Here is an 8,308-nt window from a genome sequence, read left to right on the forward strand (position 1 = left end):
TTACCGGTTTGTCAAACGCTTTTTGCCGGACGAGTTAGATTGCACGCTTGATGCAGTTATGCCCTCAAAGTACTGCGCTTTGATGGAGGGAAAACCGTTGGAAGAAGCGAGTGAAGTGGCCGAGGTATATCACCGGGCAAAGGGAACGGCGGACCCTACCGAGGGGATAATACTAGGTTACACGGCTATGAACCTGGTAACCCGCGTTTTGGAGGACCAATCTGATGGCAAAGTTGGTGTTCGACGCGTTATTCGAGAAAATGTTAAGCAGACGGGTGTTGATCGGACAACTATTAACGCGTTGCTCAAGAGGGTGTTTGATGTTCGTAACAAAGTCGTGCACACGGGCAAGACGCCTACGACTAAGGAAGCGGACGACTTTCTGAGGGATGTTGGAACGATTCTTAAGATGCTCCATTGCATTGAGTGAGCAGAACAAATCAATCCAGCGGATACGCTAACCCGCCCCGCTGATTTAAACGTTATGCGTCATAGACGATAGGATGCACAACGATAAAAAGGAGTACCGAATGACATATCTCGGACAAGCCATAGAGAAGGGCTACGCCACTATCTCCGGCGAAGGGACAAAGCAGCGGATCACCTATGTTGCGGTTAACCATTCCGAGCGCTTCTCTGCCCCCGAGGAGCAAGTTCGCACCGAATACTGGGCCGAGCTCATCTTCCGCTACGGCTACGAACCCGCCCGCATCGGGGTCGAGGTCACCGTCCCCGACCGCACGCCCAAGGACGCCGCCGATCTTGTCGTCTTCCTCGACGACGCCCGCACTCGCCCCTTCGCGGTCATCGAGTGCAAGCGCGACGGCGTCACATAGGCAAATTCAGTATTGAAATTAGGGATGATCACCAACGTGAGACTTACTTAATGGATACACTCGAAAGCGTCCCGTCATCATCAAAAAAGAACACCTCTGCGCCCTTTGTTCCCTCTTTTAGCCAACCTCCGGTGTTATACGCCCAAACCTCTGGGACACCAAGGTCGGGTAATTCGCTTTTCTTGATTTTAAAGGGATTATCGATAGGAATAGGTTCGTGGGTATGGCCAAAAATCATTTTCTTCGGAGGATCGATCCCAAAATCTTCCTTCGCCCGAAGGCATGAGGCCGCGTAGAATCTCAAAAACCTTCTTTTGATGGAATCCTCGTCCAGAAATTGTTGGTTATATCTCGAATCCTTAATCTCCGTGGCCATTTTTCTGAGAATAGATTTGAGGAATAGTCTCGGAAGCAGGTAACCAAAACGTCTCGCATACCATGGGAAATCAACCAATTTATCCAATTTAGGGATGACGTTGCGAAGCGTTTTTTCCAATCTTGTTGTACGACCTTTTTTTGCTTGCACTTGTATTTCGTAAAAAAGCTGCGAGACCGACCCCGCCTGGCCAACCCCCGTGCAAATCATTGATGTTATCGGGATATTGTACTCTTCAAGTTCATGCATATTTGGATTCTTTGCTATTCCAGGTTCTCCACCCAGTAACTCCGAAAGAAGTACCCATGCCATGTCCAACAGTCAGCATAAAGGAGGAGAGACCATGAGCCAGAAGAGTGAACTTAGGGATGGGATGAGGATTGACTGGGATGTTCCGATCCCCATGGACGATGGCTTGGTGCTTCGAGCCGACATTTACCGTCCGCCTTTTGTGCATCAAGTCCTTCGTCAACGAGATGAGAGGATGCGGCCCGTTCCTCCATAACGATCCCGATGACCGACCCGAAGCCCTATTTGGCGGGAGGAACACCCTTTTCGCAGGCGGCAGAAACCCATCCTTTGTGCTCGTGCCGATCATTCCCAAGAGGAGCGGGAAAGCTCTTTTTTTCCGTTGACAAAGCATTTCAGGCATACTATGAATGGATGCGAATTGGTCAAACCATTTGATCAGTCGATCACTGGGAGGAAGCTTTCCCTTAATGCTTCTTCTGATGTGGGACATGCTGGCCAATCTCATGCGCAAAAGCCAGAACAAGATCTATCGCATCTCCTGGACACCCAAAAAAGCCCTCCACGCCCACAAAATGATTTATCTCGCCTTGAAAGCAAAGGATCCTGGGAGAGCGGTGGAGGCCATGAAACAACATATGCTGGATGAGGAGAAGGCCCTCTTGGTCGCTCTGGAAAAAGGAAAAGACTGAACCCGTTGTCTCCCCTTTTCCGGGGAGAGAGGACGGTTTCAGAGTTTTCATTAACTCAAAAGGAGGAAAGGATTATGGTAAAGGATCTATCATTTATTGGTCGACCCCATGAGTATGATCCCCGAAGGGTATACTCTCTGACGGGTGCGGATTGGCAGGAGAGGGTCAATTTTGACCGGCTCCGCAAGGAACGACTGGCCCGAGCCAAGGAGCAGATGGAGATCCACGATCTGGGAGCCCTGGTGGTTTATGACGGAGCGAACGTCCGTTATCTGACGAGCTCTTTCCAGGGAAACTGGAAGTACAACATCTTCATCCGTTACGCCGTCCTTCCCCGAGGCGGAGAACCCATTTTATTTGAGACGGCCGGTTCCGACCTGGAATGCGCGAAAATCGATCTGCCGTGGATGGAGGGAAGGATTCGTCCGGCCATCACCTGGAAGTGGTCCGAGGGAGCCGTGGAATATATGGTAGATCGAATGGTGGACAGCGTTGTCGAAGTTCTTCGAGAACATAAGGTGGAGAAGGAGAAGATCGGAATCGATTCTCTCGACATGGCTTCTCTGGCTGCTTTTCAGAAAAAGAAGATCAACGTCGTCAATGCCTGGCCGGCCATGTCGGCTGCCCGGGTCGTCAAGATCCCGGATGAAATTGAACTTCTGAAACAGTCTGCGGCCATTGCGGATGCCTGCATGTACAAAGCTCGTTATGAATGGGCTAAACCGGGAATCACCGAAAGAGAACTTTCCGGGAAGATGATCGAGTACATGTATTCCAAGGGGTGTGAAATCGTTTACGAAATCATCGTTGCTTCCGGTGGAAATACGAGTCCCTATCGCCGCTGGCCGACCGACAAGATCATTCGCCAGGGTGACCTCGTGATCATCGACAACAACACCGTCGGGCCTTCCGGGTATTTCGTGGACTACGTGCGCTGCTTCAAGGTGGAAGCCAAGCCCACCCCGAAAGAGAAAGACCTCTACAAGGAGTGCTACGGTTCTCTCATGGCCGCGATCGAAATGATGAAGCCCGGCAATACGAGTCGGGACGTGGCCGAAAAATTCCCGGTCTATGATGACGACAAGTACGGGACGGTTACGCTTCAACAGTTTGCCCACTCCATCGGTCTAACGCTCTATGAGGGGATGTGGATTTCGCGGGCCTATTCCCTGAAGTACCCCGCCGAGATTAAGACCAACATGTACTTTGCAGTAGAGACCTTTGCCGGACATCCGTTGCTGGAACAAACGGTCCGGTTGGAATGCGATATACTGATTACCGATAAGGGGCACGAGTTCTTCACCCTCTTTCCCTTCGAAGAGGAGATGCTGAAGTGAGCCCGTCAAGAAAAACGATATCAGCGCCAAATCGACTCCAAGCCAGCCGGATCACTGCCCTCGCCGTAAGGGCAGGCCGGTTGGCCAAGAGAACCGGGAAGCCATTACAGGAGGTCGTCCTATGAAAGCAGATCTGGCCATCATCAACGGACTTCTGGTCGACTCCCAAAGTATCTACCCGGGTGTCCTCTATATCCGCGAGGGAAAGATCGTCGGGATCACCCAATCTCTGGAAAATCACCCTCCAAAAGTGATCGATGCCCATGGCCTTTACATCCTTCCGGGAGCGATTGATGGACATGTCCATATGATGGATCCAGGCTATACCGACCGGGAGGATTTCACAACCGGAACCAGAGCAGCCGCCAGAGGAGGGGTCACCACCGTGATCGATCACCATCGCACAGAGCCCCAGGTGTTTGGTACAAAGGAGTTATTGGGTAAGAAGGAGTATTTAAAGACGCGTTCTATCGTCGACTTCGGTTTATTGGCCGGTTTGAGCCTGACCAATCTAAAAAATCTGAAGGGTCTGTGGGAGGCGGGGGCATTAGGCTTCAAGGGTTTTACCTGCGAATTGCACGAAGCGGACGCCCTCCTCAGCGGCAACCTGATGGAGATCCTCGACGAAATCCGCCCATTCAACGGAATCGCCCTCTTTCACTGTGAAGACGATTCACTCTTGAAGAAGAAAGAAGAACAGTTGCGGAAACAGGGCCGGAAAGACCCTTTGAGCGTTGCGGAGTGGCGGTCACCTGAAGCAGAGGAGCTGGCTGTCCGAACTTTGCTTTATGCTGCAAGGAAGACGGGAGCACGTGTTGCTGTTGCCCACACCAGCCTTCCTTCTCTCGTTCTCGAACTGGCTGCAGCGAGGGCTCAGGGGATTTCCATTTACACGGAAACATGCGCCCAATACCTTTACCTCACCGAGGAGGACTTGAAGGCCAAAGGACCGTTTGCCAAGTTCACCCCACCCCCGCGGAAAAAAGAAGAGGTGGAGAAGATGTGGTGGTGCGCTGCCAACGGACTCATCGACATGGTGAACTCCGATCATTGTCCCTATCCCTATGGAGACAAGGAAGCAGGGGTGCAAGATATCTGGCTGGCTCCCTTCGGGATCCCCGGGGTGGAGACGGCGACCTTGATTTTGCTCGATTTGGTTTCCCGGAAACTCCTGACGCTCCAGCAGGTTGCTTATCTCCGCAGCGAAAGACCGGCAATGATTTACGGGCTGACCGGACAAAAGGGGTCGTTACGAGTGGGTTGCGATGCCGATCTGATTTTGGTTGACCTAAAGCGGAAAGTGGTATTCGATAATGCCAAGGTTGTTTCCAAATGCGGCTGGACACCCTATCACGGCAGAGAAGTGACCGGAGATGTAGTCCTGACCCTGGTGCGGGGAAAGATCGTCATGGAGGAAGGAAAGGTCATTGGAGAACCCGGTTGGGGGAGATTCGTTACCCGAAAAAACAACTTCCCGAATGAATAAATCGGTTGGAACGGACACGATGGGTCAGTTCCAACCATAAATTTACCTCAAGCTTCTTTCTTGTTTTTTTCGCTTAAGGCGGATAGGACTTTTTCCGGGGTGATGGGGAGATCCTTGAATCGTACCCCGATGGCATCAAAGATCGCATTGGCGATGGCGGGACCCGTCGGCGCCGCGGCGGGTTCTCCGACCCCCTTAGCCCCAAAGGGAGCCTCTGGATGTTCCGTTTCTACAATGATGGAAACGATCTCAGGTGTATCCAAGGTAGAAGCCACTTTATAGTCAGATAGGGTATCATTCAAAATGCGCCCCTTTTCCATTTTAAACTCTTCAAAAAGAGTATTGGACAACCCCATGATCACTGAACCTTCGATCTGCTGCTCGCACAACACCGGATGAATAGCTTTCCCCACATCATGAGCCGCCGCAACCTTTAACACCTTCACTATGCCTGTCTCGGTATCAACCTCAACTTCGGCGGCATGGGTCGCAAACATCCAGAAGATACTGCTCATTCCTTCCCGCCCGGGCAGAGCGGCCAGCAAGGGAGAGCCAACCGGGGTATAGTGCCCCTCCCCTACAAGAATGGACCCGCCCCTTCCTCCGATTTTTTTGGCCAGAAGCTCCTTCAAGCTTATCCTTGCTTCTCCCGCACCTTTTTGAAAGATCTTCCCTTCAGAAAGATTCAGGCTTTCAGGATCTGCCTCCAAAATTTCCCCGGCAAATTTCAAGATTTTCTTGCGCACCTCCATGCCGGCCATAATAACGGCGTTCCCCATGTGATAAGTAGTTCGGCTGGAACATACTCCGAGATCATAAGGCGAAAGATGAGTATCAGACTGAGGGACGGAGATGGAGGCTAATGGTACACCGATGGTATCCGCAGCCATCTGGGCTAAGACGGTTTTCTGGCCGCAACCGACTTCCACTGCACTGGAAAGCAGGGTAACGCCCCCATCATCGTATAGCTTGATGAAGCAGTAGGATTCCGTGGGGGTTGCCGTGGGCTTGATCGTAACGGCGATTCCCTTGCCTCTTCTTTTGGATCCCCCAAGTGATGGTTTTGCTTCTCCCCATCCGATCTCGCGGCTTGCTCGCTTAAGGGTTTCCTTCATGCCCACGCCGCGCAAAATCTGGCCGTTGATGTAGGGATCCCCTTCCACATAACCGTTCTTGAGGCGGATCTCCAGGGGATCTAAACCTAACTTTTCGGCGATGCTATCCATATGGACTTCGCAGGCCCAAGTTACCTGGGTCGTGCCAAAGCCCCGATAGGCACCGCTGATTTCCTTATTGGTATAAACCAAGCGGGAACGGAGCTCCAGGTTGGGTACGCGGTATGGACCCATGATCTGCAAGGCCCCCCGGAAAGCGACATCGGGGGCCCAGGAAGCATAAGCACCACTATCCCAGATCATTTCGGCCTTGCGGGCCGTAATGGTCCCGTCTCTTTTCACGCCCGTGGTAAGCTTCAGATATGCCCCCACCCGGGTTTGCGAAGCCGTTAGTTCCTCTTCCCGGGAAAGGACCACTTTCACCGGCCTTCCTTTGGTGAATCGCGCCAGGGCGACAGCAATGGCTTCAGCCACCATAGTTCCCTTGCCGCCAAATCCCCCCCCGGAATAAGTTGAGATATAGCGGACTTTGTTGAGGGAAGTACCCAGAGCTGCAGCCAGTTCTTTGGCAATAGTGTGGGGTCTATCCGTGGAAGACCAGATCGTGAATTCTTCTGTAAAAGGGAGGTACTGGGCTACGGCGGCATGGGGCTCCATCGGGGTATGGGCTACGGGATGCGCATAATAATCATCTGCAACGATCTCGTCAGCTTCGGCAAACCCCTTCTCCATATCCCCCAGAGAATAAGTTCGCAGGACACAAATGTTTGTTCCCGGAACAATTTCATAACGAGGTAAATGAAAATATTCCTCCAAATGCTCATGGATTAAGGGAGCACCTTTGGCTATGGCTTCCCGTGGATCGAAGACGGCCGGCAACTCCTCATACTCCACCCGCACCCTCCCCACCGCTACCTGCGCCGCCAACTCCGTTTCCGCCGCCACCGCGACCACCGGCTCCCCAACATACCGCACCCGGTCAAATGCCAAAAAAGGCTGATCCTTAATCATGTTCCCAAACGTATAGGGAAAATCCTTCCCCGTAACAACCGCCCGAACCCCAGCAACCTTCCGCGCTTCCGCAACATCCACCCCGACAATCCGCCCATGCGCCACCGGACTCCGCAACACCGCCCCATACAACATCCCTGGCAACTCCACATCCACACTATACACCGCACGTCCCGTCACCTTCTCCAAACCATCTACCCGCACCACCGACTTCCCTACATACCGAATATCCATTTTCTACCTCTTCCTCCCCATCTCTTCCCCAGCCGCTCTCACAGCCTCGATAACCTTCTTATACGTCCCACACCGACACAACACCCCAGCCAAACCCCGCTTAATCTCCTCCGCCCCCACCTTCGGATCCTCATCCAGCATCGCCTTCGCACTCAAGATCATCCCCGACGTACAAAATCCACACTGCACCGCACCCCTCTCCAAAAAAGCCCGCTGCAACGGATGCAATCCACCATCCTCCCCACCCAACCCCTCAACCGTCTCCACCCTCCGCCCAGCTACATCCACCGCCAACACCAAACACGAATTCACAGGCCGCCCATCCACCAATACGATACACATCCCACAATCCCCTTCTCCACACCCTTCCTTCGTCCCCGTTAAATGAAGGACCTCGCGCAAGACCTCCACCAACGTCACCCACGGCTCTACCTCCAACTGCTGCCGCTCCCCATTCACCTTAAAATCAATCGCTAACTTCACCGCCCACCTCCATCTCCTTCAGCCAACTTCCACGCTCTCTCCAACACCCGATACGCCAAAACCCCAGCCACCTCCCGCCGATACCATCCACTCCCCCGCATATCGCTGATCGGCGTAACCTCCTCCGCCACAACCCGCGCCGCCTCCTTCAGCCGCGCCTCCGTCAACGAACCCGAAAGCAACACCTCCTCCGCCCGCTTCACCCGCAAGGGCACCGGCGCACAGGCCGCCACCGCTAACCCAACTTCCCTGACCTCTCGCCCCCTCGCCCCCAGCGCCAAATACCCCGCAACCCCTACCAACGCACAATCCATCCCCTCCAGCCGCCCAATCTTCATATACGCAGCCCCACTTCCCTCCGCCATCTCCGGTACATATACCGCCGTAATCATCTCCCCAGAAGACAACACCGTCTCCCCAGGACCTTTAAAAAATTCCTCTACCGCAACCTCCCGTTTCCCCTCAACCCCCTCAATACAAACCCGCCCC

10 protein-coding genes are annotated in these 8,308 nt (G+C 53.3%); 6 read left to right on the forward strand and 4 right to left on the reverse strand.

Going from position 1 to position 8,308, the window contains the following annotated elements:
• A partial coding sequence (locus Q7V48_01470) for a hypothetical protein (GenBank protein ID MDO9209410.1) occupies positions 1–430 on the forward strand: 430 nt, incomplete at its 5' end.
• Between the two features lie 100 nt (positions 431–530).
• On the forward strand, positions 531–836 hold the full coding sequence (locus Q7V48_01475; GenBank protein MDO9209411.1) for a type I restriction enzyme HsdR N-terminal domain-containing protein: 306 nt from the start codon (positions 531–533) through the stop codon (positions 834–836).
• A gap of 43 nt (positions 837–879) precedes the next feature.
• Here the strand turns inward: Q7V48_01475 and Q7V48_01480 are convergent, their stop codons facing one another.
• The gene (locus Q7V48_01480; protein MDO9209412.1) at positions 880–1,524 is read right to left on the reverse strand and encodes a hypothetical protein; all 645 of its coding nucleotides are present in this window, start codon (positions 1,522–1,524) and stop codon (positions 880–882) included.
• A 31-nt stretch (positions 1,525–1,555) separates the two neighbouring features.
• Between Q7V48_01480 and Q7V48_01485 the strand changes: the two genes are divergently transcribed.
• The 4 genes from Q7V48_01485 (at position 1,556) to Q7V48_01500 (ending at position 4,976) form a co-directional block, all read left to right on the forward strand.
• Positions 1,556–1,717 (forward strand): hypothetical protein, encoded by a 162-nt coding sequence (locus Q7V48_01485; protein MDO9209413.1) that lies wholly within the window; start codon positions 1,556–1,558, stop codon positions 1,715–1,717.
• A gap of 214 nt (positions 1,718–1,931) precedes the next feature.
• The gene (locus Q7V48_01490) at positions 1,932–2,153 is read left to right on the forward strand and encodes an FCD domain-containing protein (protein ID MDO9209414.1); all 222 of its coding nucleotides are present in this window, start codon (positions 1,932–1,934) and stop codon (positions 2,151–2,153) included.
• 74 nt (positions 2,154–2,227) lie between these two features.
• Complete coding sequence (locus tag Q7V48_01495) at positions 2,228–3,490, forward strand: Xaa-Pro peptidase family protein (GenBank protein MDO9209415.1); 1,263 nt, start codon at positions 2,228–2,230, stop codon at positions 3,488–3,490.
• Between the two features lie 121 nt (positions 3,491–3,611).
• Positions 3,612–4,976 carry an amidohydrolase family protein gene (locus tag Q7V48_01500; protein MDO9209416.1) on the forward strand — a complete coding sequence of 455 codons (1,365 nt, stop codon included), beginning with the start codon at positions 3,612–3,614 and terminating at the stop codon, positions 4,974–4,976.
• 47 nt (positions 4,977–5,023) lie between these two features.
• Here the strand turns inward: Q7V48_01500 and Q7V48_01505 are convergent, their stop codons facing one another.
• From Q7V48_01505 to Q7V48_01515, 3 genes are all read right to left on the reverse strand, one after another.
• The gene (locus tag Q7V48_01505) at positions 5,024–7,336 is read right to left on the reverse strand and encodes a molybdopterin-dependent oxidoreductase (protein MDO9209417.1); all 2,313 of its coding nucleotides are present in this window, start codon (positions 7,334–7,336) and stop codon (positions 5,024–5,026) included.
• A gap of 3 nt (positions 7,337–7,339) precedes the next feature.
• Positions 7,340–7,819 (reverse strand): (2Fe-2S)-binding protein, encoded by a 480-nt coding sequence (locus Q7V48_01510; GenBank protein ID MDO9209418.1) that lies wholly within the window; start codon positions 7,817–7,819, stop codon positions 7,340–7,342.
• Positions 7,816–8,308 (reverse strand): FAD binding domain-containing protein (locus tag Q7V48_01515; protein MDO9209419.1); only part of this gene is annotated, 493 nt, incomplete at its 5' end. The genes Q7V48_01515 and Q7V48_01510, both read right to left, overlap by 4 nt.

It is taken from the genome of Deltaproteobacteria bacterium (genome assembly GCA_030654105.1).
In the GTDB taxonomy this organism is placed as follows: domain Bacteria; phylum Desulfobacterota; class SM23-61; order SM23-61; family SM23-61; genus JAHJQK01.

What these genes read in the sequence shown, in the direction of transcription:
- Q7V48_01475 (MDO9209411.1), top strand. Translation starts at nt 531, where the DNA reads ATGACATATCTCGGACAAGCCATAGAGAAGGGCTACGCCACTATCTCC.
- Q7V48_01480 (MDO9209412.1), bottom strand. Translation starts at nt 1,524, where the DNA reads ATGGCATGGGTACTTCTTTCGGAGTTACTGGGTGGAGAACCTGGAATA.
- Q7V48_01485 (MDO9209413.1), top strand. Translation starts at nt 1,556, where the DNA reads ATGAGCCAGAAGAGTGAACTTAGGGATGGGATGAGGATTGACTGGGAT.
- Q7V48_01490 (MDO9209414.1), top strand. Translation starts at nt 1,932, where the DNA reads ATGCTTCTTCTGATGTGGGACATGCTGGCCAATCTCATGCGCAAAAGC.
- Q7V48_01495 (MDO9209415.1), top strand. Translation starts at nt 2,228, where the DNA reads ATGGTAAAGGATCTATCATTTATTGGTCGACCCCATGAGTATGATCCC.
- Q7V48_01500 (MDO9209416.1), top strand. Translation starts at nt 3,612, where the DNA reads ATGAAAGCAGATCTGGCCATCATCAACGGACTTCTGGTCGACTCCCAA.
- Q7V48_01505 (MDO9209417.1), bottom strand. Translation starts at nt 7,336, where the DNA reads ATGGATATTCGGTATGTAGGGAAGTCGGTGGTGCGGGTAGATGGTTTG.